The sequence below is a fragment of the Streptomyces sp. NPDC001137 genome, from assembly GCF_040298885.1.
Classification (GTDB): Bacteria; Actinomycetota; Actinomycetes; order Streptomycetales; family Streptomycetaceae; genus Streptomyces.
Genome location: NZ_JBEPBA010000008.1, coordinates 104562 through 128797, shown reverse-complemented (window position 1 = coordinate 128797; position 24236 = coordinate 104562). Strand labels below are relative to the sequence as shown.

At 72.3% G+C, this 24236-nt stretch carries 21 protein-coding genes; 5 read left to right on the top strand and 16 right to left on the bottom strand.

The features are described 5' to 3' along the window. The first annotated feature begins 6 nt into the window (after positions 1-6). Both ABT254_RS17950 and ABT254_RS17945 read left to right on the top strand, forming a co-directional pair. On the top strand, positions 7-1122 hold the full coding sequence (locus tag ABT254_RS17950) for a T6SS phospholipase effector Tle1-like catalytic domain-containing protein (protein ID WP_351470479.1): 1116 nt from the start codon (positions 7-9) through the stop codon (positions 1120-1122). A 403-nt stretch (positions 1123-1525) separates the two neighbouring features. Further along, positions 1526-2458, top strand: a complete 933-nt coding sequence (locus ABT254_RS17945; RefSeq protein WP_351470476.1) for an anti-sigma factor RsbA family regulatory protein — start codon at positions 1526-1528, stop codon at positions 2456-2458. A gap of 31 nt (positions 2459-2489) precedes the next feature. On the opposite strand, the gene ABT254_RS17940 is transcribed toward ABT254_RS17945, so the two are convergent. The 5 genes from ABT254_RS17940 to ABT254_RS17920 form a co-directional block, all read right to left on the bottom strand. Then, positions 2490-3527, bottom strand: a complete 1038-nt coding sequence (locus ABT254_RS17940; RefSeq protein ID WP_351470473.1) for a rod shape-determining protein — start codon at positions 3525-3527, stop codon at positions 2490-2492. Positions 3528-3742: 215 nt separating this feature from the next. Further along, a complete protein-coding gene (locus tag ABT254_RS17935) occupies positions 3743-4105 on the bottom strand; it encodes a CU044_2847 family protein (protein ID WP_351470470.1) in 363 nt (120 codons plus the stop codon). Between the two features lie 101 nt (positions 4106-4206). After that, positions 4207-5640, bottom strand: coding sequence for a carboxyl transferase domain-containing protein (locus ABT254_RS17930; protein WP_351470467.1), 1434 nt, complete (start codon positions 5638-5640; stop codon positions 4207-4209). After that, entirely contained in the window at positions 5633-7078 is a 1446-nt protein-coding gene (locus tag ABT254_RS17925; protein ID WP_351470464.1) for an acyl-CoA synthetase, read from the bottom strand. The genes ABT254_RS17930 and ABT254_RS17925 overlap by 8 nt, the downstream gene beginning before the upstream one ends. Positions 7079-7148: 70 nt before the next feature. Continuing rightward, positions 7149-8210, bottom strand: a complete 1062-nt coding sequence (locus ABT254_RS17920) for a MerR family transcriptional regulator (RefSeq protein WP_351470461.1) — start codon at positions 8208-8210, stop codon at positions 7149-7151. 141 nt (positions 8211-8351) lie between these two features. On the opposite strand from ABT254_RS17920, the gene ABT254_RS17915 reads away from it, so the two are divergent. Beyond that, positions 8352-9227: an ATP-grasp domain-containing protein gene (locus ABT254_RS17915; RefSeq protein WP_351471099.1), complete on the top strand. Its 876-nt coding sequence runs from the start codon at positions 8352-8354 to the stop codon at positions 9225-9227. Here ABT254_RS17915 and ABT254_RS17910 read toward each other — a convergent pair. The 10 genes from ABT254_RS17910 to pgfA all read right to left on the bottom strand — a co-directional run bounded on the left by ABT254_RS17910 (position 9190) and on the right by pgfA (position 21555). Then, positions 9190-9807 carry a hypothetical protein gene (locus tag ABT254_RS17910; RefSeq protein ID WP_351470458.1) on the bottom strand — a complete coding sequence of 206 codons (618 nt, stop codon included), beginning with the start codon at positions 9805-9807 and terminating at the stop codon, positions 9190-9192. The two genes, ABT254_RS17915 and ABT254_RS17910, sit on opposite strands and share 38 nt — an antisense overlap. Next, positions 9695-10612 carry an FkbM family methyltransferase gene (locus ABT254_RS17905; RefSeq protein WP_351471096.1) on the bottom strand — a complete coding sequence of 306 codons (918 nt, stop codon included), beginning with the start codon at positions 10610-10612 and terminating at the stop codon, positions 9695-9697. The genes ABT254_RS17910 and ABT254_RS17905 overlap by 113 nt, the downstream gene beginning before the upstream one ends. A gap of 2 nt (positions 10613-10614) precedes the next feature. Next, positions 10615-10839 carry a Trm112 family protein gene (locus tag ABT254_RS17900; RefSeq protein WP_351470455.1) on the bottom strand — a complete coding sequence of 75 codons (225 nt, stop codon included), beginning with the start codon at positions 10837-10839 and terminating at the stop codon, positions 10615-10617. Then, a complete protein-coding gene (locus tag ABT254_RS17895; protein WP_351471093.1) occupies positions 10836-11756 on the bottom strand; it encodes a hypothetical protein in 921 nt (306 codons plus the stop codon). The genes ABT254_RS17900 and ABT254_RS17895 overlap by 4 nt, the downstream gene beginning before the upstream one ends. A 24-nt stretch (positions 11757-11780) precedes the next feature. Beyond that, the gene (locus tag ABT254_RS17890) at positions 11781-12524 is read right to left on the bottom strand and encodes a class I SAM-dependent methyltransferase (RefSeq protein ID WP_351470452.1); all 744 of its coding nucleotides are present in this window, start codon (positions 12522-12524) and stop codon (positions 11781-11783) included. Continuing rightward, complete coding sequence (locus ABT254_RS17885; protein ID WP_351470449.1) at positions 12521-14005, bottom strand: condensation protein; 1485 nt, start codon at positions 14003-14005, stop codon at positions 12521-12523. The genes ABT254_RS17890 and ABT254_RS17885 overlap by 4 nt, the downstream gene beginning before the upstream one ends. Next, entirely contained in the window at positions 14002-18399 is a 4398-nt protein-coding gene (locus tag ABT254_RS17880) for an alpha-(1->3)-arabinofuranosyltransferase (RefSeq protein WP_351470446.1), read from the bottom strand. Before ABT254_RS17880 ends, ABT254_RS17885 begins: the two co-directional genes overlap by 4 nt. After that, positions 18396-19172 carry a class I SAM-dependent methyltransferase gene (locus tag ABT254_RS17875; protein ID WP_351471090.1) on the bottom strand — a complete coding sequence of 259 codons (777 nt, stop codon included), beginning with the start codon at positions 19170-19172 and terminating at the stop codon, positions 18396-18398. Before ABT254_RS17875 ends, ABT254_RS17880 begins: the two co-directional genes overlap by 4 nt. Positions 19173-19222: 50 nt before the next feature. Next, complete coding sequence (locus ABT254_RS17870) at positions 19223-20374, bottom strand: glycosyltransferase family 4 protein (protein ID WP_351470443.1); 1152 nt, start codon at positions 20372-20374, stop codon at positions 19223-19225. Positions 20375-20580: 206 nt separating this feature from the next. Beyond that, positions 20581-21555, bottom strand: coding sequence for a cell envelope lipid trafficking protein PgfA (pgfA, locus tag ABT254_RS17865; RefSeq protein ID WP_351470440.1), 975 nt, complete (start codon positions 21553-21555; stop codon positions 20581-20583). Positions 21556-21754: 199 nt separating this feature from the next. Here pgfA and ABT254_RS17860 point away from each other — a divergent pair, with 199 nt between their 5' ends. After that, positions 21755-21907, top strand: coding sequence for a hypothetical protein (locus tag ABT254_RS17860; RefSeq protein ID WP_351470437.1), 153 nt, complete (start codon positions 21755-21757; stop codon positions 21905-21907). Positions 21908-21910: 3 nt separating this feature from the next. Then, entirely contained in the window at positions 21911-23152 is a 1242-nt protein-coding gene (locus tag ABT254_RS17855) for a PucR family transcriptional regulator (RefSeq protein ID WP_351470434.1), read from the top strand. Positions 23153-23179: 27 nt separating this feature from the next. Here the strand turns inward: ABT254_RS17855 and ABT254_RS17850 are convergent, their stop codons facing one another. Continuing rightward, on the bottom strand, positions 23180-24223 hold the full coding sequence (locus tag ABT254_RS17850; RefSeq protein ID WP_351470431.1) for an NAD-dependent epimerase/dehydratase family protein: 1044 nt from the start codon (positions 24221-24223) through the stop codon (positions 23180-23182). Between the last annotated feature and the right edge of the window lie 13 nt (positions 24224-24236).

The window sequence follows — 24236 nt, the reverse complement described above, 5'->3', positions numbered from 1 at the left end:
GTGGTCATGCCGCGCAGGATCGTCCTCTGCCTGGACGGCTCGGGCAACCAGGTGGGCGCCCGCAACCCCACGAACGTGGTGAGGTTCTACGAGATGCTGGAGACGGGCGACCCCTCCAGGCAGCTGCTCTACTACGACCCCGGGGTCGGCACCATGTCGGCGGCCACCGCGCGCGGACCGCTGGGCCGCGGGCTCTCCCGGCTCGGCGGCCTCGCCTTCGGAACGGGACTGAAGGCCAACCTCGCCGAGGCGTACACGTACCTCATGAACCACTGGCAGCCGGGGGACGCGGTGTACGTCTTCGGGTTCAGCCGGGGCGCCTACACGGCCCGTGCGCTGGTCGGGATGCTCAACAAACCGGGGCTGATGCGGCCGGGCGCGGAGAACCTCGTGCCGTACGCGGTGGCGAAGTACGCGTTCAACCAGGACATCGAGAAGAGCGAGCAGGAGGTCGCCCGCTTCTCGCACGCCTTCTGTCTGCGCACGGAGGGCGAGCCGCTGTGGGAGCAGGTGAAGCGCAACGACCCCCGGCAGGTCTCGCACCATGCCCTGCCGGTGGCCTACCTGGGCGTCTGGGACACCGTGAAGGCGGCCGGCCTCCTGCGCCTGGGCAATCTGCGCTGGCCGTACACCCACTCCGTGCCCAACGCCGCCCGCATCCGGCACGCCGTGTCCCTCGACGAGCTGCGCCGCCCGTACCGGGAGTTCCTCGTCAGGCCGCGCAGCCCCGCTCCCGACACGGACGCGAGCACCGCGGAGGAGGTGTGGTTCGCCGGGGTGCACTGCGATGTCGGCGGCACCTTCGACCACGCCCCTGACGCGCCCCTGCTCTCCACCGTCCCCCTCAAGTGGATCACCGACGGTGTCTGCGACGAGCTGGACTTCCGGCCGGGCGCCTACGGTGCGGCGACCGCGGTGACCGAGGCCTTCGCCGACGCCCCCGTCCATCACAACGGCGCGGCATGGATCCTCGTGGGCAGGCGGGCACGTCCCGTACCTCCCGAGGCGGTACTCCACTGGAGCGTCCGGCTGCGCCGGGAACGGGACCCCGGCTACCGGCCGGACCTGGCCGGACGCGAACGCTGGGCCGACCCCGACTGGTTCAAACCAGCTCGCACATAGGGGGCCAATGGGTCTCTAAGGGTCGTCCTCCTCCCCGGGGAGCAGCGAGTTCTGCCCCGAGTCGTGCTGCGGAGGCATGGCAGGTGTCTCCGTGGGCACGATGTGCCGAAAGGGCGCGCGGACCAGGCTGGTTCACGTCAGCCAGCCGGTCCGAGGAGGGCGTCATGAACCGTCAGACCCGCGTCCGTGTCAGCCGCAGGCCCCCCACGCCCCGTGACACCACCATCGACCGCAGGACACCGTCGGGGCGGATCCTGCCGTACTGATGCCGCACGTGGACCGTCCCGCGGGTTCCGGGGGGAATGACTGCCGTCCTTCGGGGTACGCGGGCTGACAGCAAGGGAGCCGGTGGGGCAGGAGAGGCGGTGGTGAGCATGCACGTCGACGGGAGTGGTCGGCAGTGATGCCCGCCGACCTCGCCCCCTTCGTGCACCCGGCGCTCCTGTACCGCGACGAGCACGAGTACCTCGCGGGCACCGTCCCCTTCGTCCGGGATGCCCTCGCGGCCGGTGAAGCCGTCGCCGTGGCCGTGCCCGGGGAACGCCTCCGGCTGATCCGGGACGCGCTGGGCGACGACGCCCGCGCCGTGCGGTTCCTGGACATGCGGGAGGCCGGGCGCAACCCCGGCCGGATCATCCCCGCGGTGCTGCGCGCCTTCGCCGACGCCCAGCCGCCCGGCACCCGGGTGAGCATCATCGGCGAACCGATCTGGGCCGGCCGTACACCCGCCGAATACCCCGCCTGCGTCCAGCACGAGGCACTGATCAACGCGGCCTTCCGGGGCCGCAGTGCGACCATCCTGTGCCCGTACGACATCCGGCGCCTCGACCCGCAGGTCGTCGCGGACGCCTTCGCCACCCACCCCACCCTCCTGCGGGCCGGCTCCCGGCGGCACGAGGACAGCGGTGCCTTCGCCCCCGCGGACGTCGTGGCCCGCTACAACGAGCCGCTGCCGCCCGCCCTGCCCCTCCTGTCCTTCCGCTTCGACGCGGACTCCCTCTCCGAGGCCCGGCACCTCGCCGTCGACGAGGCCGTACGCCTCGGTCTGCCGTCCGCCCGGGTCCAGGACCTGGCGCTGGCCACCGCCGAGCTGGCCACCAACAGCGTGGTGCACGGCGGCGGTTCGGGCGAGCTCGGCGTGTGGGCCGAGGACGGCTACGTGGTGTGCGAGGTGCGGGACAAGGGCCACATGACCGACCCGCTGGCCGGCCGCCGGCCGGTTCCGCGTGACCAGCACGGCGGCCGTGGGCTCCTCATGGTCAACCTCGTCGCGGACCTGGTGCGCGTGCACACCGGTCCGGACGGCACCACCGTGCGCTGCTGGTTCGCCCGTTGACGGGGCGCCGGGCCGGCCCGGCTGACGGCGCTCAGATGACGGTCGGGCCGAGCACCAGCGGCTCGATCCTGCCCTCCAGCATGTAGCCCAGGCCCTGTACGGCACACACGTCGGGCCGTTCGGCGATGTGCACCGGCATGCCGGTGGCCTGCCGCACCATCTCGTCCAGCCCCGGCAGCAGCGCGCTGCCGCCCACCAGCATGATCCCGCGGTCGGCGAGGTCGGCCACCAGATCAGGCGGGCACTCCCGCAGCACCCGGCCGATGACGTCGACCACGGCGGTCAGCGGGGTCTCGATCGCCTCGCGCACGGCGGCGGTGTCGACCTGCACCGAGCGGACCAGGCCGGTGACCACGTCCCGCCCCCGGATCACGGTGGACTTCGGGCCCTGGGCGGTGAGCCCTATGTCGGAGAGGGCGAGGTGCAGCGGGCGAACGGACTGGCTGGGCAGCATCAACTCGTGCTGGTGGCGCAGATGTTGGACGATCGCGTGGTCGACGGCATCGCCGCCGACGGGAATGCGTTCGGAGCTCACGGTCGAGCCCAGCGAGAGCACGGCCACCTGGGTGGTCGTGGTCCCGCAGGCCATGATCATGGTGGCCTCGGGCTGCTGCACGGGCAGCCCGCACCCCACGGCGGCGGCGATCAGCGTGTCGACGAGCTCCACCCGCCGTGCGCCGAGCCCGACGAGCGTCTCGACGGCCGCCCGGCGGGCCAGCGGGTCGGCCTCGTGCGGGGTGCAGGCCGCGGCGCGCAGGAAGGGCTTGCGGCGCAGGGCACGGCGAAGTCTGTCGCCGAGCAGGCCCCGGAGCATGCGCTGCGCCATCTCGATGTCGACGACGGTGCCGCCGGACACGGGGCGCACCACGCGGATGTGCCCCGGGGTGCGGCCCCGCATCCGCTCGGCGAAGTCACCCACGGCGATGAGGGCGCCGCTGCGGGTGTTCACGGCGGCGACGGACGGCTGGTCGACGACGAGGCCGACGCCCCTGACGTAGACACGGGTCCGGGCCGCCCCCAGGTCAACGGCGAAATGGCAGCGCCGCAACTGCTCCAGACTTGCGGTCATGCAGGGTCCTCCAGAAAAACGCAGACCGTGGGGCCGCCGGGCAGCGGGTCCCAATGGCATCGTGCGGTGCCGGAGGCGGGTGGCGCCTTTTGTGGGGGGCCGGTCGGGGCGCAGCTGAATGGGCGTTTTGCGGTTTATGTCCGCCGCCACGGGATCCCTGGACCTTGTCCTGAACCCTCAGCCGGATCCGATACGGGCGTGCCGGGCAGCCGTGGTCATGGGCGGTCGGTGTCCGCGGGGGTCGGCTGCGGAGCGGGTCCGGACGGCTGCGGTGACCAGCTGAGCTTGACCACCAGGTGCCCCTCCGCGGCGCCCTTCGCTATGACCGCGCCGGTCTCCGCACTGAGCTTCACGCCGAACTCGAGCTCCACGGTGTCGGGCCTGAGCGAACCGTCCCGGAACACCCTGAGCGCCGACTCGGCCGCTGCCCGCACCCCGTCCAGGGCGGCCTCGAAGGTCCGTGCGGCCTGGACGGGGCTGCCGCCGCGGGAGACGAGCCGGGCGCCGGTCTCGCTCTGCACGCCCTCCACGACGACCCGGGCACCGTCCTCGGTCCTGAACTCCATCAACCCGTCCATGACGCCGCTCGCTCCCCCGTGTGCTGTGTGACCTCGCCGAACTTCATTGTTGCCGAAGGTGCTTGGGGATGTCCCGGGTTCTGCGGGGGCGGGGGTGCCGGTCAGGGTCCGACGATGCCCCGGATCACCCCCAGCTCCACCAGGTCCTGCGGCCGGATGCGCAGCTGGCCGGCCGTCGTCTCGACCTCCTGCGCCGGCCGTTTGAGGATCGCGGCCGCGAGCTCCGGGGCGATCACCGAGAAGTAACTGTCCGGTGCGGCCCAGGTGTTGCCCGCCGCGGCCAGTGCCAGCGCGCCCCCGGAGCCGCCCTCGCCGATCACCAGTGTGGTGACCGGGACACGGGCGGCCGCCACCGCGCCGAACAGCTCCGCGATCGCGGCGCCCGCGCCCTGCCGTTCCGCCTCCGCGTCGTTGGCCGCGCCCGGGGTGTCCACCAGGGTCAGCACCGGGATGCCGAGGCGGTCCGCGAGCCGGATCAGGCGGGTGGCTGTGCGGTAGCCCGCCGGGCGGGTGGGAGTGCCGGTCTGGGCGGCGTAGGCGATGGTGCGGCCCGCGTGTTCGCCGAAGCCGCAGAGGATGCCCGTCGTGTCGGTGCCGCCGCAGCGGTCGCCGTGGATCGCTGCGCGGTGGGTGAAGTAGGCATCCAAGTAGGCGTGGGCGCGGGGGCGTTGGGGGGAGCGGGCGCGGTGGACTGCGTCCCAGCCGGTGGTGGGGAGGGTGCTGGTGCCGAGGGCGGCGGGGACGGGTGCGGGCTCGGCGACGCCGGGGCCCGTGGGCGGGTTCGCTTGCCCGCGCTCGCGGGGTGCCGCTGTCTTCAGGTCGGGAGCCGCCCCAGCGGCACGACTGCCCGCAGCTACGGCGGTCAGCAGCCGTAGCCACAATCCCAGCGTCTCCCGCAGCTCCGCCGGAGGCGCCACCGCATCCACCGCCCCCGCCGCCAGCTGCGCCTCCGCCGTATAAGCCGACGGGTCCGCGTCCGGCGGTCGTACCCGGGACCCCGCGAAGCCCACCTGTGCTCCCGGCAGGGCGAGGATCACGTCCGCGCCCGCGCCGAGGGTGGCCCAGCCCCCGCCGGTCGTGGGGTCCCTGAGGACGGCGATCTGCGGGAGGCCGGCCTCGCGGGTGAGTGCCGACTGGCGGGCCACGCGCTGGAGCTGGGTGAGGGCGAGCATGCCCTCCTGCATACGGCTGCCGCCCGTGGCGACCAGCACAACGACCGGGAGGCGGTGCGCACGGGCGTGACCGTAGGCGGCCTCCAGGCGGTCGCCGGTCCGTTCGCCGAGCGAGCCGCCGAGGAAGCCGAACTCGAAGGCGATCAGTACGGCCTCCGTGCCCGCGACGCTCGCGGTGCCGCACACGACCGACTCCGTCTCGCCGGTGCGCTCGACCGCGCGGGCGCGCGAGGCGTCGTACCCCTGCCAGGCGAGGGGGCCGTCCGGCCCGGAGTCCCTTGCCGGGTACGGGAGTTCGGCGAAGGTCGAGGCGTCGGTGACCAGTGCGAGGATCTCGCGGGCGGAGAGGCGGGGCTCAGACACGGTGCAGTGCCCGCTTCATGATCTTCCCCATGTCGTTGCGGGGGAGGCTCTCCAGGTAGTGGACCACGCGGGGACGCTTGTGCGGGGCGAGGCGGCCCGCCACGTGGTCCGCCAACTCCTCTGCCCCCGGCGGTGATTGGGGGTCCACCGGCACCACCCATGCCACGATCCGCTCGCCCAGATCCGCATCCGGCTCCCCGGTGACCGCCGCCTCCCGCACCCCGGCATGTTCAAGGAGCGCGTTCTCGATCTCCCCGGCCCCGATCTTGTAACCCCCGCTCTTGATCAGGTCGGTGGCCTTGCGCCCGACGATGCGGACGTACCCGTCGGGCTCGCGGACGGCCATGTCGCCCGTGCGGAAGAACCCGTCGGCGGTGAGCGCGGCGGCCGTGGCGTCGGGCCGGTTCAGGTACTCGGTGAACAGGTTCGGGCCGCGCACCTGGATCTCGCCCACGGTCTCGCCGTCGTACGACGTGATCTCCGTCCCGTCCTCCTCCACGAGCCGCAGCTCGACACCCGGCAGCGGCACGCCCACCGTGCCCGCGCGCGGCTCGCCGTCCGCCCGCACGCTGGTGTTCATCAGGGTCTCCGTCATGCCGTACCGCTCGACGACCCGTCGTCCGGTCGCGGCCGCGATGCGCTCGTGGTCGTGGACCGGGAGCGCGGCGGAACCGGAGACCAGCAGCCGCGCCCGGCCAAGGGCCTTCGCCAACTCCGGCTCCTCGGAGAGCGCCTCCGCGATCCGGTGGTACATCGTCGGCACGCCGAACAACATGGTCGCGCCCTCGTTCAGCTCGCGCGCCACGCCCTCCGTGCTGAACCGCCCCAGGTGACGGACGGAGCCGCCGCGCCTCAGCGGACCCAGGATGCCCAGCACCAGCCCGTGCACATGGAACAGCGGCAGCCCGTGCACGAGTACGTCGTCACCGGTCCACTGCCAGGCGTCGGCGAGTGCGTCCAGCGTGGTGGCGATCGCCCGGCGGGGGAGGACGGCACCCTTGGGCGGGCCGGTGGTGCCGGAGGTGTAGACGATCAGGGCGGGGGCCTCGTCGTCGATCAGGAGGGCGAGGGCGGTGCCCGCGGGGCCGGTCACGTCGACATCGATGCGCTCCAAGTCCCGTACGGGTGCCGGCAGTTCGTCACCGGGAGCCGCGAGCACCACGCTGGGCGCACTGTCGGACAGGATGTGCCCGAGTTCCTTCTCGCCCGACTTCGGGTTGAGCGGCACCGCCGCCGCTCCCGCCCGCAGCGCCGCCACCACGGCCACGGCGGTCTCCAGCGCCGGCGTGGCCCAGATCGCGACCCGTCCGCCGGGCGTGAGCCGCGCCGCCAGGGCGCCGGTCGCGGCGGCGAGTTCGGCGTACGTCAGGGACCGGTCGCCGAAGCGCAGAGCCATCTGCTCGCTCGGCCTGCGAAGGGCGGGAAAGAGAGAGGACACGCGAGGCACTCCATCCGTAAGGGCAGGAACGACACCCTCGTTCCTACACCAGCCGCCCCGCCGGCGACGATCAGGAGGCCTCCCGCACCACGTCCGCCACCACGCAGCTCACGTTGTCCGGGCCCCCGGCCTCGTTCGCCGCGTCCACCAGGGCCCTTACGGCCACGTCCGGGGCCCCGGTGGCGAGGAGCTGCCGTATGCGGGTGTCGGGGAGCACGGTGGGCAGACCGTCGGAGCACAGCAGATAGCGGTCGCCGGGGGCGGCGTCGTGCAGGCGCAGGTCGGGGGTGCCGGTGCCGAGGGCCTTGAGGAGGAGGGTGCGCTGCGGATGGGCGGTGGCCTCCTCCTCGGTCAGGCGGCCCTCGTCGATCAGCGACTGGACCACCGTGTGGTCGTGGGTGATACGGAAGAGCTCCCCGTCGCGCAGCAGATAGACGCGGGAGTCGCCGATGTGGACGAGGGCGAGCCGGGAGCCCGTCCAGAGCAGGGCCGTCAGGGTCGTGCCGTTCGCGTCGGGGTCGTCCGTCGCGTCCCGGACCGCCTCGGTCGCGCCCTGCACGGCGTCCTCCAGGAGGTCGAGCACGCTGCCCGCCGGCACCTCCTGAGTGTCCAGGTGCCTGAGCGCCTCGACGGCGGCGCTGCTCGCGGGCGCACCGGCCGGCCCGAACCCGTCGGCCACGGCGAGCAGCCGACCGCCCGCGTACGCGGTGTCCTGGTTGGCGGGCCGCACCCGGCCGCGATCCGAGTGGGCGAAGTACCGCAGCTCCAGCATGATGGTGTCCTTCCTCGGCTGTTCCCGTTCCGTCAGGTGGTCCACGAGGAACGCGGCGAGATCCCGCCGTACCGCCGTCTCGGCCTCCACCCGCGCCCAGTACGCGCGGATCTCCCGGGCGGCGGCCGCCGGTTCGAGGGCACACACCTCCCGGATCCGGGCCAGCGGCATGCCCAGCCGCCGCAGCCACGCCACCAGCCGGGCCTGCTCCAGCTGCCCGAGGGCGTAGTAGCGGTAGCCGGTGTGCGGGTCGACCCGGGCGGGGCGCAGGAGCTTCAGCTCGTCGTAGAGGCGAAGGGCCTTCGGCGAGAGCCGGCAGGCCCGCGCGAAGGCACCGATCGTGAGCATGTCCCTGCGCATCCGGCAGTCCTCCCCGTGTTCCTGTCACCGATGCTGGGGCTTCACCGAAGGGGAAGGTCAATCCGGTTGCTTCGGTTGCGGGGACCACGGTTAGCCTGCGGGACGACGCACCGCCGTATGACGTACGAACTGGAGTCCGCCGTGCCCCGAGTCGCACTCGCCACCTACGACCCCGGCGCGCAGCCCAGCAAGGACCGTGATCTGCCCGTGCTGGTGCGGGCGCTGCGGGATGCCGGAGCCGAGGCCGTCGCCGTCCCGTGGGACGACCCCGGCACCGACTGGAGCGGCTTCGACCTCGTCGTCATCCGGTCGACCTGGGACTACAGCTGGCGGGCGGAGGAATTCGTGGCGTGGGCGGAGAAGTGCGCCCAGGTCTCCCGGCTGGCCAACCCGGCCGAGGTCGTGCGCTGGAACACCGACAAGCGCTACCTCGGGGACCTCGCGGAGGCGGGAGTGCCCGTCGTCCCCACCCGCTACCTCGCGCCGGGCGACGCCCCCGGCCTCCCTGACGACCACGAGTACGTCATCAAGCCGACCTCGGGCGCGGGCGCCCGGTACGCCGCCCGCTACACGCCGCACGACCACGCCACGGCCGTACGGCACCTCGCGCGCATGCACGAGGAGGGTCTGACCGCGATGGTCCAGCCGTATCTGTCCGGCATCGACGTCAGCGGCGAGCGGGCCCTGCAGTTCTGCGGCGGCCGCTTCCTGCACGCCAGCCGCAAGGGCGCCGTACTGGCCCCGGGCACGGCTTACGACGACGACAAGGTGGCTCACCCGGACCTGGTCCCGTGGACCCCCACTCCGGCCGAACTCGCCGTGGCCGAGCGGGCGTTGGCCGCCGTACCGGATGCGCCGGAGCTGCTGTACGCGCGCGTGGACGTGGTCGACGGGGCGGACGGGGAGCCGCGGCTGATGGAGCTGGAGCTGGTCGAGCCGAATCTGTTCCTGGATCTGCATCCGGGGTCGGTGGCGGGGGTCAGGGACGCGATTCTGGCGACGGCGACCGGTCGCTGACCGCCACCCGCTGCAACAACCCCCAGGTGAACTCGGCGGCCACCTCCCGCCGCACCCCCTCCCCGTCCGGTGCCGTGAACGCCAGGCCCCACCGCGTGGGTGCCGTGCCCTCCAGGGGCCGGGCGGGGGCGAAGGCGCGGGCGGCCTCGTCGACCGTGCAGGACCAGGGGGTGAGGTCGTCGAGGGTGCGCAGGGTGGGGCCGGGGGTGCCCGGGGCGCGGACCAGCCATTCGTTCCAGACGGCGCCGTTCGGGGCCAGGAGGACCTCGAAGCGCAGGTCGGGCCAGAGGGGGACGGGCCAGAGCAGGGCCTCGCAGTCCAGGTCGCCGACCTTCCGGGTCATCGTCGACTCGGGGGCGCCGAGAATCGAGCGGTAGCGCGAGACGGCCGCGCGGGAACGCGGGGAGTGCAGCATCGCCTGCCAGCGCTTGTTGGCCTCCCTCATGTCGGCGATGGAGACGCCCAGCTCACGACGGGCGTCCTCCACCAGGTCCGGGTTGTGGTCGGCCATGCGGCGCAGCAGGACCAGCTGGAAGTCGAGGGGGGTGAACGGGCTGGCGGGGCGCTTTCCGGAGGGCATGGGCACCATGGTTGCTCACGCCACTGACACCGGGCCGGCGGCCGTCCGGGAGGAACAGGACCGAGTTGACGTAGCGGGGGTGCCTGCGGAACGGCAGGACGCGGCCCAGCAGGCCCTGGGCGACGACGTGCGAGACGGTTGCCTGATGGGCCTCCAAGGGGAAGCGGGACAGCGGGATCCAGGTGTCGCCGGGCAGCACCCAGCCCTCGTAGCGCAGGAGCGAGAGATAGGTGACGACCGGTGCGATCGGCTGGATGCGGGACTCCAGCTCGACGAAGAGGGCCGGGCGGTCCCGGGCCAGCAGCCCCGTGGCGCCACGCAGCACCGCGAGCTCGTTGCCGTCCACGTCGATCTTGATGAAGCCGACGTCCCGCAGGCCGAGTTCGTCCAGGGTGACGCAGGGGACGTGCAGGGCCCGGGCATGGATGTCGCGGCGGACCAGCGAGGACACGCCCCGGTCGCCCGCGTCGTCCGGCGGGAGCCAGAGCCGGGCGGTGCCGGGGCGGTCCGAGGCGGCGGCCTGGACGACACGGACGTTCGGCGGGGCGCCGTCGGTGAGAAGGCGGGCCAGGTGGGGGACCGGTTCGACGGTCACCACCTGGCGGGCGCGGCCGGCCAGGCGCCGGGTCCAGGGGCCGTACCAGCCGCCGACGTCCACGGCGGTGCCGCAGCCGGGCGGGCACAGGTCGGACAGCCGGGCCAGCTCGGGCTCGAAGCGCGGGTAGACCGCCCGGGCGGCGGCGGCCACCACACGGACGGGCAGGAGCGGGGCCAGTCGGGCGGCCAGGGTGCGGGGCGGGGTCACGGTCACTGGGCCATCCGCTTGAGCAAGGCCTCGTGCTCGTCGTCCGACACCTGCTCCCCGGACGACGGCAGCAGCTGAGGGATGCCGTCGACGATCGGGTAGCGGCGGTGCAGGCGCGGGTTGTACAGGGCCTCGGGGGCGGTCGGGCCGTCCGGCCTCACGAGGTGCAGCGGGCCCTTGTCGAGGGGGCAGGCCAGGATCCGCAGCAGCGGGTCGTCGGGCTTCATGGAGGGGTCAACTCCTTGGTGGCGATGGGGGGTTGGGGAGGCGTCCCAGGTGCGGGCCGGTCGTGTTTGGGCATGGCCAGCAGAACGGAGACGGCGAGGACCGTCCCCGCGAGACGCAGGGCGAGCCGCAGCGGATCGTGCGGGAGCGCCTCGCCGAAGGAGAGGGTGCCGAGTACGGCCGTGTAGAGGCAGGTCACCGTCGTGCACACCGGCACGATCAGCGAGGCCCGGCAGCGTTGCAGCGCGGCCTGCGACATCACCAGACCGAACGCGCCGGTGAAGAGGAGGAGATACGGGTACGGGGACCTGAGCAGGTCGACCACCGCACCGCCCAGCCCGCTCGACGTCAGGTAGCTCGACACGCCCTTGATGGCGAGCGAGCTGACCCCGTACAGCAGACCGACGGCCACCCCGTACTCCACACCCGTCGTCGGTGCGCGGTGGCGGTGGCGGGTGCGTCGCTCGGCGGCGCCGTACAGCCACACACCGCCCGCCAGCGACGGCACGCACACCAGCAGGATCAGCTGGTACGGGGCGCTGCGGCTGACCGTGTCCGAGCCCTGCTTGAGGGAGAGCACGACCATCAGCAGCGCGGCGAGGATCGCGCCGAGCGCATACCGTTCCCGCCCGGTCGTCTCCTCGCCCAGCAGCCGGGCGGAGAGCAGCACGAGAAGCACCAGACCGGAGACGAAGATGCCCTGGGCGGCGGCGATCGGCAGCGTCCGGTACACGACGAGCTGCGCGCCGAAACCGGAGGCGAGGGCGAGGGAACCGCCGATCCACAGGGGGCTGCCCAGCACCAGTCTCAGCAGCCTGGCGGGGTTGCGGATCGTCACCTCGGGCAGCGCGGTGAGCGCCCGTTTCTCCAGGACGAAACCGAGGCTGTACAGGGTGTTCGCCAGCAGCGCCGCGGCCACTCCCCACCACATGACGTGCCCCCTCTACGTCTTTGTCCTGCGCGCGTGCAGGAGAAGGATCGAGGCGAGCGAGGGTCTGGAGCAGGCCAGCCGGTCGAGGGGACGCATCGGGCGGGGTACGCCGTGGAAGGGGGCGCCCTTGAGGTCCACGATCTCGAAGCCGGACGCGGCCACGAACTCCCGCAGCGCACGGGCGGTGTACAGCCGCAGGTGTCCGACCACCTCCGTGCCCGGACGGCCGTGGATCGCCCGCAGGCTGACCTCGGAGAAGACGGGCTGTACGCCCGCCAGCAGCAGGGCGCGGTTGTACCAGGCGGCCAGGTTCGGGGTGGAGACCATGAGGTGGCCGCCCGGGCGCAGGACGCGGCGGATCTCGTCGAGGGCGGCATCCGGGTCGACCAGGTGCTCGATCACCTCGCTGAACAGCACGGCGTCGGCGCAGGCCGTCCTGAAGGGGAGCCCGCCGTCGGTCAGTTCGCCGCGGATGGCGTACGACAGGTGGGTGCGGGCCCGTTTCAGGGCGTCCTGGGACCAGTCGACGCCGACGATGCGGTGGCCGGTCAGGAGCGGTGCCGCGGTGGCGGCCGCGGTGCCGTCGCCGCAGCCGATGTCGAGGATGGTGCGTTGCGTGGCCGCCGGGCCGAGGGCGGCGGCCAGCATACGGGCCTGGCGGAGGCTGCGGGGGGTGCCGGAGGCGACCGGGACTGCGGGGTCCTCGTAGAAGTCGCGCAGGTCGGGGCGGTGCACGGGGGCGGTGGTCGTCTTCACGGGGTCACCTCCGTGGAGTGCAGATAGTGCTCGAACAGATCGCGGAGGTGGGCGCCGTCGCCGTGGCTGAGCAGGGCGCGGGACCAGCGCAGGGCGAGGTGGAGGCGGCCCGCGGTGGAGGCGGTGGTGACGGTGAGGCCGCGGGGCATACGGGCCGGCGCCGAGAACCAGACCGCGTGCGCGCGGCCCGCCTCCTCGCCGAAGTCCAGGGGGTACGGGATGCGGCCGATGTTGCTGAGGAGCGTGGTCGACGTCCAGGGCGCGGCTGCTCTGCGCAGGCCGCGGGTGAGGGCGGCTCGCCAGGCCACGGGGGTGACGGGGGCGGTGAGGAGGGCTGCGCCGTGGCCGAGTTGGGGGCGGGGGAGGGATTTCAGGGCTCGGGTGCGGGTTGCCGTGCGGTGGAGGAGGGCCGGCATGTCCGTGGGGCTGTGGGCTTCCAACTCCTTGGGGGAGAAGGGGACTTCGACCAGGCGGGTGCCGTTGCCTATCGGCATGGTGGCGTCTCGGGGGCGGTCGTCCACGGGCATGGTGATGCGGAGGGGGCGGGGTGGTGCGCCGTGTTCTCTGTTCCAGTGGGCGATGGTGAGGGCTGTGGTGACCATGAGCTGGTCGTTCACCGTGTAGGGGGAGCCCTTGGGGCGGTGGGGGAGGGGGAGTTCGGTGACGAGCATGCCGTTGCCGGGGGAGGGCTCGGGGGTGCCTTGGGCCACCCTGGCGGGTGGGGTCCAGTTGGACGGGGTGTCTATGGGGGGCTGGGGGGTGGTGTCGGGTGTGCGGGTGGGGGGTGCGGTGGGGGAGTTGTCCTTGCCGCTGTAGATCTCTGCGGCGGTTGCCAGGACCCGGAGGCAGGCGGGGCCGTCCAGGGCCGTGTGGTTGATGGTGAGGAAGAGGACGGTGCCTTGTGTGGTGCCGGAGTCGGGGGTGGGCGTGGGGGTGGGGGACGCGAGCCGGCCCTGGCCGGGTGCCGCTGTCTTTGGGTCGGGCGCCGCCCTGGCGGCACGATTGCCCGCAGCTACGGCGGCCGCAGCCGTAGTGCCGACCGCGTCCGTCGCCTCGCTGCCCTCCGCCGGACCGGCGTCCTCCACCACCTCCAGTCGTATCGGTGGTGACAAGGTCAGCGGGGGTGCCGTCGTCAGGGCTCGGGTTCGGGCGTCCCGCAGTGCGGACGGGCCCGGGCACAGGAAGGTCACCACCTCCGTGTCCGGCTCGCCCGTCAGCTCCCATTCGTAGCGGCGGCGGTACCACTGGCCGGGAGCCTCGCGCATCAGGATGCGGGGGTGGCGGCGGAGGGCTTCCGCGAAGGCCGTGCGGAGGCGGTCGCGGTCCAGGGGGCCCGGTAGGTGGACCTCGATGTGGACCGTTTCCGGTTCCTCCTCCTGGAGGCAGTGCCGGGCGACCTCGTCGACGACGGGGAAGGGGATGCGGGCCGGGGGTCGGGCCGGCGGGCCCTCGGCGCGGGCGGGGTGTTCGAGTGCGGTCACGTGGGTTCGTCCCTCCCCCTGGGGGCCTCCGGCTGCTCGGGCGGAGTCGGCCGGAACTTCGGTTTGCGGAACTGGATCCGCGCGGTCGGCGGGTCGGGATCGGGCCCACCGGGGCCGCGGGCCGAGACGGTCGGACCGGCGTCGGGGCGGGGCAGAGGTGCGGGGGCCGCGGTCTCGCCCTCCGGTACCGGACCGGTCTCGCCGCGGCGCCGCTGCGGCAGGGGGTGGGTCGGGGCCTCCGCGCCCGGCACCGGTGGCAGCACCGCCGTCGAGCCCGGCCCTTCGTCGGGTTCCCGTACGCTCACCACACCCGCGAACAGCCCGATCAGCGCGAGCAGTTGGGCCGGGTGACCGAAGGCGCCCACGCCCGCTCCCACGGGCTCCCCGGCCCCCGTGGCCGCCGCGATCCCCGCCCCCACGAGGGCGACGAACGCGACCGGTACGAGCAGCGCGTGCCGCCGGGACGCCAGCAGCGCCAGCGCGGGCACCAGCAGTGCGAACCATCCTGCGATCAGTACGCCCACCACGGTCAGCGCCACCGTGCCGAGCCACAGCCCGGGGAGCGGCGGTACCGGCTGCGGCGGGTCGGGGTTCGGCGCGCGGCGGCGCCAGAGGACCAGCCCGACCAGGACCGCCAGGCCCACCGCGCCGCCGATCAGCCCGGCCTTGTAGGTCGTCGCGGGCTCGTACGACAACTTGACGGTGCCGCCGGCCCCGGCCGGGATCCGCCAGCCCTGCTGCCAGCCGTCGAGGCGGACCGGGGTCAGTTCCCTGCCGCCCAGGGTGGCCCTCCAGCCGTCGTTGTAGTTCTCGTACGTCGTCAGATACGTGGCCGCACCGGAGCCGACCGTCACCTCGCGGCGGTCGCCCAGCCAGTCCCGGATCGTCAACCGGCGGTCCACGGCGGCGGGTTCGGCGACCGTGCCGCGGGTCAGGGCCACGTCCGTCAGCGTGAGAGGTCCGGCGTCCCCGGCCTCGACGCGATGGGAGCCGGCGCTGAGCTCCAACTCGCCGTCGGCACGTCCCTGCTGACAGAGCGTCACGTCGACCGTCCGGCGCTCCGTCAGGTCCCGTACCGTCCCCTTCGCGCTGGTCTGGTACAGCTTGCCGTCCACCGCGACGTCCGGCCCCTGCCCGCACGGCAGCGAGAAGGCGCGGGAGCCGCTGGGCTGCCGGGTGCGGTACTGGTCGAGCGCCGGGATGTACGCCTCGGTCAGGCCCACCGGGAGCTGCAGGTCCTCGTCGGCGACGGGGTTGTGCAGGGTCAGAGGTGCCGTCCGGGTGATCGTGACGTCCAGCCGGTCGGTGGTGATCGGGTCGAAGCGGACCACGCCGTTCTCGTCGACGCCGGCGATGGTCGCGCCGTCGGGGGAGCTGATGTCCACCTGCGTGGGGCGGGTCGACAGTCCGCCCGCGGGCGCCAGCACGATCTCGCCCACCGGCTGTTTGCCGCTCCAGCTCAGATGGATCGTCGGCCGGTCGCCCGCGATCCACGCCGTCGTCAGATCGCCGTCGGTGAGGTTGCGCGCCGACAGGCCCGCGCCGAGGTCCGCCGTGGAGTCGGCGGTGGCGACGATGCGGTTCTGCTGGTCCGGGGCGACCTCGTACAGCAGCTTGTCCAGTGCCTCGCCGCTGACCGGCACGGCGCCCGCCTTCACCTCGTACGTCCCCGCCGTGGCCGTGGTGAACAGCCGGTGCAGGCCGGCCTCGGTGCCGGTCGCGGAGAGGCCGGTGGGGTCGGGGGTGCGGTGCAGGGAGATCAGGGTGGCGGCGGCGTCGGAGTCGTCCGCGTCCGTGGGCAGCCGCAGCAGCCGGGTCACCTGGACGTGCGGGAGGGCGACCTCGGAGAAGCCCGCCCCCGTCAGACCCGAGCGGCGCTCCACCGAGTCGACGATCGTCAGCTTCATCCAACTCGTCGCGCCCGCAGGTGCCTTGATGCTCTGCGTCTGGCCGTTCGGCCGCAGGAAGCTGGTCCTGGCCCCTTTCTCGGTCTCCACCCGCACCTTCGTCGCCGCCGACCGCACGCTCTCCTGCGGCAGCGGGGTCACCTTGAACGAGGACGGCATGTCGTACGAGCCGGTGAACCCGATGCGCAGCCACTGCCCGTCCGCCGAGCCGGGCGCGCCCTCCGCCCACGCGGTGTCAGGGTTGCCGTCGAAGGCGTTCACCGGGTCGTACTGCGGGAGGTGGAAGAGCCAGTTGCCGCTGGAGGACGCCGTCACCGAGCGGGCGCCGCGCAATCGGGCCACCGTCTGGTGGTCGAGCCCCGTGGTCGGCAGGATCTGGTGCGGTTTCTTCCCCGCGTCCTGTACGGCGTCCGGCGCGTTCCGCTCGGAACTGGTGTACGTGTACGAGGTGTTGCCGCTGACCAGCCCGAACCGGGTGTCCGCGCGGCGCAGCCCGTCGCCGACCACCTGGAGCGGCGGGGAGCCGAGCCCGGGGTGGTTGTCGCCGGTCAGCACGGTCGCACGGCCGCGCAGTTCGGAGGCGAGCGGCAGCAGGGCCTCGGGCCCGCCGGAGACGACCGCGGTGTCGGAGACGGGCAGCAGACGGGCCTGCCCCGGCCGCGGGACGTCCTTGTTCGAGGGCTCGTAGATCTCGACCGCCCGCTGCCGCGGATACAGCCCCTCCACCTGCAGCGGCGCGTCATGCGCGATCCGGCCGCCGGTCATGACCGGCCCGAACCCGGTCACCCTCACATACCCCGACTGCTCCAGGGTCCGCTTCACCGTCGTGGTCGGCACGGAGCCGATCTGGTCGGGATCGAGGTCGTTGCGTACGACGACGTAATAGATCCCCGCCCGGCTCAGGTAGTCGGCGAGCCCCGGGACATCGCTCCCGGAGGCGAGTGCGTCCTCCACCGCGTCCATGGCACGCCGGTTGCCGGGGGTGCCGAAGGGGACGTAGTCCCTTTGCGCCCAGCGGGACTCGGCGAGGACGTCGAGGGGCTGGTCGATGGGGGAGCCCCAGGTGTAGATGCCGTGCGAGGTGGCCGGGACGACGAGGGCGCGGGAGTCGGGGGAGTACTTCTCCAGCCAACCGGCCGTGGTCTTCCAGTACCTGGGGAGCTCCTGGAAGGACCCCGGGTTGAGGATCGAGCCGTTGAGGTACGGCCACAGCAGACCGGGCAGGATCAGCACCGCGGCGATCAGCGGGGCGAACCGGCGGCCGCGCACCTGCCGGGCACCCCGCGGCTCGGCCGCGATCCCCACCACATGCGCGAGCCCCAGCACCAGCGTCAGAGCCAGCCCCGTCTGGAACTTGTAGATGTTCCGGAAGGGGACGAGCCCGCCGTTCAGCCAGTCCTGCACGACCCCGTGGAAGGGTGCGCCGAACGCGCCGCCGTACCCGGCGAGCAGCACCAGAGCCGTGGAGATCACGGTCAGCACCAGCCACCGCCGCTCCGGCATGTCCCGTCTCGCGAGGCCGGCCAGACCGAGCCCGGCGGCGAGCGCCGAACACACGACGACGATCACCGACGCGGCGACCGTCCACCCGGCGGGCAGCCAGGCCTGCCCGAAGTGCAGATAGGCGACCCAGTTGCCGGCCCCGCGCAGGGCCTCCGTCGCCGACATGGTGGCCGTCGTGGTCTGCGAGGTCTCCACGTACGGAAGGAAGTTCTCGCCGTAGACCCCGAGCATGACCAGCGGTATCCACCACCACGCGGTCGCCACGATCACACCCGGCACCCACCAGGCGATCAGCTTGCGCTGCCGTGGCCCGGGCGGGCGGGAGAGCAGGTACAGCCCGACCGGCAGCAGCGAGGCCAGGGTGGAGGCGCCGTTGACACCGCCCATGAAGGGGACCGTCAACGCCGAGCGCAGGGCGGCGACCCGGGCGGTGTACCGCTCGTTCGTCAACGGCAGCAGCACCCATGGCAGAAAGGCACCCGGCAGCGCGGCCGCGGACGTCGACCCGACGACGATGGTGAAGACGGGCCACAGCGCATACGCGACCCCCGCGAGCAGCCGCGACCCACTGCTGCCCACCCGCAAGCGCTCGGCCAGCCGCAGCGCCCCCCAGAAGGCGACCGACACGATCAGCGACATCCACAGCCGCTCCGCCAGCCACACGGGCAGGTGCACGGCGTGGGCCAGCCAGTAGAACGGCAGCATCGGCCAGAGGTAGCCGGCGTACTGGTCCTGGATGCCGCCGAAGCTGCCCTGGTCGTGCCAGAGCTGCCCCAGGTCGGAGAAGAAGGCACCCGGGTCGACCGTCACACCCAGCTTGGTGTCGAAGGTCTGCCGACCCGGGTGCACCACCAGGAACAGCAGCAACGCCACGGCCCAGAACCCCACCAGCCAGCGCCGCGGCCTCGGGCCCTCCGGCGGGCCCGAGGTGGCCGCGGTGGTGGGGACGGCTGCCGGAGGAGGGGCCTGGACCGTGGTCGTCATGGGGGACACCGCCGGAGGATGAGGAGAAGGTTCCAGGTGGCCACCTCACGTATCCCCGGCGCTTTCACGACGGTCTCCGCGAGGAAGGGCCAGTAGCGGGAGCGCGCCGAGACGACCGTGACGTCGTCGCGGGCACGCACCTGCCGCAGGGTGGCGCCGATGTGCACGGCGAAGAGGTTCTCGCCGAGGGTGTGCTTGGCGGGCTTCCCGGTCCGCCGCCGGTAGCGGGCCCGGGCCCGCTCGGCACCGAAGTAGTGCCACGGCGCCCACTCGTGACCGCCCCACGGGGACAGCCAGTTGGTGAACGACACATAGATCAGCCCACCGGGCCGCGTCACCCGGGCGAGTTCACTGAGGAACGTCTGCGGATCGGCGACATGCTCCAGCACATTGGAGGAGAAGGTCACGTCCGCGACACCGTCCCGCAAGGGCAACAGATACCCGTCGGCGATCACGGCCCCGTCGGGCGGTTTTTCACCGAGCTCCTGTACGTCGGGCTCGAAGAGGTAGGCGTTCGCGCCCCGTCTGCGGAACTCCTCCGTGAAGTACCCGCCTCCGCCGCCGACGTCGACGACAGTGCGATCGCTGATGGGCCCGTCGTAGGCCTCGACTTGATCGGCGGCGTCACGGGCGAGCAACTCGTAGCAGGCCTCGGGGTCGTCCTGTTCGTGCCGAAAGGCTCGGAAGAGGGCGAGGGATCGGCGAAAGGAGGGATCTTTAAAACTGCCGGGTACTGGAGCGCCCCTAAAGGGGCGCGGGGCTGTTTTGAATATGCGGCTACCGCCGCGTGCGCGCGACAAGCCACGACGAACCCGCACCCGAGTCACGGAGCCCAGCTCCGCAGAGCCTCCGCGGCCACCGCCCGAAACTGTCTCACCGTCCGGTGCCACCGATACCGCGCCGCCCGGTCACGGGCAGCCTTGCCCATGAGCTCCCGGCGGTGCCCGGACAGGGCAAGCGTGCACCAGGCCGCCGCAAACGAAGACTCCCCGTGCGCCAGCACCCCGGTCTCCCCGTCCACGACGGAATCCCGCAGCCCCGGCACATCAAAGGCAATGGTCGGCGTCTCCCGAGTCGCAGCCTCGGTGACGACCAACCCCCACCCCTCCACCGCGGAGGGGTGCAGCAGCAACCAGGCCGCACACAACAGCCGGTGCTTCTCCGCCTCGGAGACATGACCCACGAACTCCACGCCGGGCCCGGCAAGCTGCTCCAGCCGCCCCCGCTCGGGCCCGTCCCCGACGATGACGAGCCGGCCGCCGGTCACCGGCCGCACCCGCTCCCAGAGCCTCAGCAGCAGATCGATCCGCTTGTACTCCACGAGTCTGCCCACCGCCACGAACAACGGCTCGGCCGACCGGTCGGCACGCGGCCCGGGCTCCTCCACGCCGTTGTGCACGACACGGATCCGGTCCCGTGAGACACCGATCCCGCGCAGGGCATGCGCCGTGGAGGGAGAGACCGCGACCAGCAGGCTGCGATGCTGCGCACCGGTCAGCGCCCACTGCTCGAGTCTTCGGCCGATCCGCGCGGCCGGCGCGAGGGGCCCGCCGAACCGCATCTTCCACAGATCGGTGTGAACGTGGTTGACCAGGCACACCGTGGGCCCGTGGTGCCAGTAGGGCGCGAGGTACGGCATCCCGTTGCAGACCTCGACCAGCAGATCGGTCTCGCCGACCTGACGGGCGAACGCGGAACGGGCACGCAGATAGTGGCCGAACTCGCCGCCGGCCGAGACGACCCGGTAGTCCCGGAAGGCCGCAGGGCCCCCGCAGATCAGGGTCACCTGGTGGCCGAGTTCGGTGAGTCCCTCGGCGAGCCGGTCGACCAGCAGCTCCGAGCCGCCGGCCGCCGGGTTGCCGAGATCCCGGTGGGCGAGGAAAACGATTCGGCGCGGTTGTGGGGGGAGCGCCGAGGGGTGCTGCGGAGCCCAGGGGTGCGTGGCGCGCAGCGGGGAAGGCACGTGCTGGGGCATGGGTGCTCCAACTCGTCTCAGGGTGCGGAACTCAGCAGTGACTTTCAGGACTTGCTGTGGGGGGACTGAGCTCTTCATGGGCGGGGGGTGTGGACACGTTGTGCTTGGGTGGGGTTGGACAGTTTTCGCCCAGCCGTTCGCCACGGCTACTCACCGGGGTGACAAATTTCCGCCTTATTAGAACTGACGTCATGTCACAACGTGAGCTAAGCCTGTGAAGTCCGGGACGTCTCGGGCGAATCGGGGCGCTTCCGTCCTCGTACCACGAAAACCCCACCCACCACCGCCAGTACGAATCCGGCCACAGCGGCGGCAATCGGCAACGTCTGCCCCACCATGAGCAGCTGACCGCTCTCCTTTTTGGCCAGCTTCACCTGGTCCTTCTGGGTGGCGGTGGTGAACCCCAGCTTCCGGCTGTCCAGCAGCACCACCGCGTCCTTCCTGGCGCCCGGCGCCCGCAGCGCGCGCCGCGGGCCGACCTGGGCGTAGAGCACCCGGCCGGTGCGCTGGTCGACGACCAGCTCGATGCCGTGGTTGGAGTACCACTCCTCGGCCAGGACCTGCGGTTTGTTCTTCTGCCCGACGATGGTGCCGGGGACCAGCCGGGTCCCGATCTTCGACGGTGGGACGGTGCCGGTGAAGCGGTAGCCCTGGTACCCCTGGATCTTCTTGGTGCCGGAGTAATGCAAAGTGACGGTCGAACCAAGTGAGTTGTCCCACCACTGGTACGACTTTCGGCGCACGTCGAAGGGGAACTTCAGATAGGCGTCGCCCTCGAAGTACGGGTTCTCCTTGCAGCAGTGCACCGGCTGGTTCGTGTGGCGGTTGGTCACCCAGCGGTTGAGGAAGAACTCCAGCGCGTCGTGCGGATCGGCGGCCGGCAGCGACTTGTCCGTGTCGACCGTCGTCGTCACGTCCCACACCGCCCGCCCGCTCTTCTCGCTGTCCGCGACGTTGCCGCGCACCTGCTGGGTGACCGTGATCCGCTTGTCGTGGACTGTCTTGATCTCGTCGGTGTCGAAGTAGCTTCCGGTGCCTCTGTAGACGGCGGTGGTGTCGATGTCGATCGGGTTCACGGCGGCCCGCGGTTCGACGTACCAGGCCAGCATCGGCGCCAGGACCAGCAAAAACGTGCCCAGTCCCAGCAGGATCAGCGAAAGGGGGGAGGCTGTACGGCGCATCCGGACACTCCAGGGGGAGGGATGGCGGAGTTGGGGCCGCTCCGGCCCGCGACGCCGGACTGGCGGGAAGACGGGGCCTTGGGCCGGGAACCGTAGGCTGCTCTTGACGGGGTGTCAATGCTTGTCGAAACTGGGGCCGACAGGCAGGGGTGGGGGCACCGGGGTGGGACGACCTCCGGACAGAGAGGCTGACCCTGCGATGTCCAGACTGCTCGCTGCCCTTCTCACCATCGTGGCCGCCGCCGCACTCGCCGTGGGCGCCGCGCTCGGCATCGTCGCCCTGCTCGACGCGACGCCCGCCCAGCCCGACACCCCCCTGATCACGTACGAGCAAGCAGGGCAAGGGAGTTGACCCGTGACGCCCGCTCACTCCCCGGCCGTCACCACCCGCTCGGCCTGGCACGACGTGCCCCGTCTCCAGGTCCGCCGGTTCGCCGCCCTCGCCATGGCCGAGGCGCCCGCGCTCGCCGAGGAGATCCTGCGCGAGATCCGCCGCGAGTACCCGCACCTGCCGGTCGTCCTCGACGAGTCGGGCGAGCCGATGGCCCTGGTCGGCATCCGCCGCGCCATCGAGGTCTTCGTCCAGCACCTGGAGCAGTCGGAGGGCCGCCCGACGGTCCCGCCGGGCGTCTTCCAGGAGTTCGGCCGCGGCGAGGGCCTGCACGGACGCTCGCTCGACTCCCTGCAGGCGATCTACCGGATGGGCGTACGGCTTGCCTGGCGCCGTTTCGCCGAGATCGGGCAGCGGGTCGAGATCCCGCCGCCCGCGATGTACGAACTCGTCGACGCCGGTTACGAGTACCTGGACGGCCTGGTCGATCAGTCGGTGCGCGGCTACGCGGAGGCGGCGGCGAGGCAGGCCGGGGAGCGGCTGAGGCTCCAGCGGCGGCTGATGGAACTGCTGCTCGCCGAACACCACCGGGGTGACCCGGCCGACGCGCTGACCGAACGGGCGGCCCGGGTCGGCTGGACGCTGCCGCGCAAGGTCGCCGTCGGCGTGCTGCTCCGCCCGGCCCGCGAGGCGGTCGCACCCGCCGTGGGGCAGGGCGTGCTGCTCGACATGGAGTACGAGCAGCCCCGCATGGTCGTCCCCGAACCCGACGCGGCCGGCCGCCCCGAACTGCTGCACCGGGCGCTGACCGGCTGGTCCGGGGCGATCGGGCCGCCCGTGCCGCTGTCCGACGCGGCGAAGTCGCTGCGCTGGGCCGAGGCGGCCGTACACCTGATGGAGCGGGGGCTGCTGCCCGCCGGGGACGTCCTGTACTGCACGGAGCACACCGAGGCCCTGGTCCTGCTCCAGCCCGAGGAACTCATCGACGACCTTGCGCTGCGCTGTCTGGCCCCGCTCGCCCACTGCGGTCCGGCGCACGGGCGCCGGCTTGCTGAAACGTTACTGGCGTGGCTGGAGACAAGAGGTGGGGCGCCGGAGGTGGCCGCCCGGCTGGGCGTCCACCCCCAGACCGTCCGCTACCGCCTCCGCCAGATCCGTGAGCTGTGGGGCGACGAGATCGACGACCCGGACCGCCGCTTCGAGCTGGAACTGGTGCTCAGGGCGCAGCGGTTGAGGGGGGTGCTGGGGGACGCGGGGCGGTCGTGATCGCGCGGCGTCCAGTGCCGGGGAGCGCTACCGGGACCGCTGCTTCCGCCACGCTTCGTAATGGTCCAGGAGGGTCTCCTCGACGGGCCGGTAGCTGACGCCCAACTCCTCGACGCTACGGCTGTTGTCGACCCGGAACCGGATCCCCAGGTGCTTGCGGATGTAGTCCTGAGTGAGCCCGAAGGCGGGCCCGAGGACACGGACGGGCCAGTGCGGAAGACGGTTTCGCGGCAGCCGCAGATCTCTCGGATACCGCCCGCGGATGATTCGCGCCATGTCGTGGAAGGACGTCATGGTCTCGGCCGCGAAGATGTACCGCCCGTGGGCGTCCGGCGTCTCGGCAGCGGCGATGTGCGCGTCCGCCACATCGCGCACATCGGCCGTGGTGAAGCTGAAGTCGGGGGCGCCGTAGAAGAAGTACCCCTTGAAGAGCTCCTCGAGGAGGAAGAGGCTGCCGGACTCGGAGGCGGGGGTGAGGGAGGGCCCGAGCACCAGCCCCGGATTGACGGCGACCATGCGCCAGCGGTCCTGGGAGCGTTCGGCCTCCCAGGCGGCCTGCTCCGCCACGGTCTTGGCGTAGTGGTACGGGTTGTTCTCGACGGTACTGGTGGTGTTGAAGTACGCCTCGGTGAGGACCTGCCCCTCCATCTCCCTCACGTCCGCGTAGTCGCCGAATATCGCGCCGACGGTGGACGTGAAGACAAGCCTGCGCACACCGGCCGTCCGCTCGACGCTCCCGATCACATTGCGGGTGCCGACGAGCGCAGGCTCGACCATGTCCCGCTGCCCGTCCTTGATCTTCTCCGGCATGAAGAAGGGCGAGGCAACATGAAAAACGACCTCGCACCCCTTCATGGCCTCGTCGAAGGCCCCCTCGACGAGCAGATCGGCTTCGAACAGCTCGAGCCGACCGGGGAAGCGGGCCTGGAGACCGCGCAGGGGTGCCACCTTCACGGCGTTGGCAGTGCTGCGTACGGTCGTGCGCACGTCGTAACCGCGCTCCAGCAGCCGCCTCACCAGATGACAACCGACAAATCCGCTGCCACCGGTCACGAGCACATTCACGCCCACTCCAATCTTCGTC

Excerpts from the sequence above, each read along its gene's own strand:
- ABT254_RS17920 (WP_351470461.1), bottom strand. The coding sequence starts at position 8,210 with ATGCGCAGGGACATGCTCACGATCGGTGCCTTCGCGCGGGCCTGCCGG.
- ABT254_RS17870 (WP_351470443.1), bottom strand. The coding sequence starts at position 20,374 with ATGCCCCAGCACGTGCCTTCCCCGCTGCGCGCCACGCACCCCTGGGCT.
- ABT254_RS17860 (WP_351470437.1), top strand. The coding sequence starts at position 21,755 with ATGTCCAGACTGCTCGCTGCCCTTCTCACCATCGTGGCCGCCGCCGCA.
- pgfA (WP_351470440.1), bottom strand. The coding sequence starts at position 21,555 with ATGCGCCGTACAGCCTCCCCCCTTTCGCTGATCCTGCTGGGACTGGGC.
- ABT254_RS17940 (WP_351470473.1), bottom strand. The coding sequence starts at position 3,527 with ATGACCGCAAGTCTGGAGCAGTTGCGGCGCTGCCATTTCGCCGTTGAC.
- ABT254_RS17910 (WP_351470458.1), bottom strand. The coding sequence starts at position 9,807 with ATGCCCTCCGGAAAGCGCCCCGCCAGCCCGTTCACCCCCCTCGACTTC.
- ABT254_RS17880 (WP_351470446.1), bottom strand. The coding sequence starts at position 18,399 with ATGACGACCACGGTCCAGGCCCCTCCTCCGGCAGCCGTCCCCACCACC.
- ABT254_RS17935 (WP_351470470.1), bottom strand. The coding sequence starts at position 4,105 with ATGGACGGGTTGATGGAGTTCAGGACCGAGGACGGTGCCCGGGTCGTC.
- ABT254_RS17945 (WP_351470476.1), top strand. The coding sequence starts at position 1,526 with ATGCCCGCCGACCTCGCCCCCTTCGTGCACCCGGCGCTCCTGTACCGC.
- ABT254_RS17950 (WP_351470479.1), top strand. The coding sequence starts at position 7 with ATGCCGCGCAGGATCGTCCTCTGCCTGGACGGCTCGGGCAACCAGGTG.
- ABT254_RS17900 (WP_351470455.1), bottom strand. The coding sequence starts at position 10,839 with ATGAAGCCCGACGACCCGCTGCTGCGGATCCTGGCCTGCCCCCTCGAC.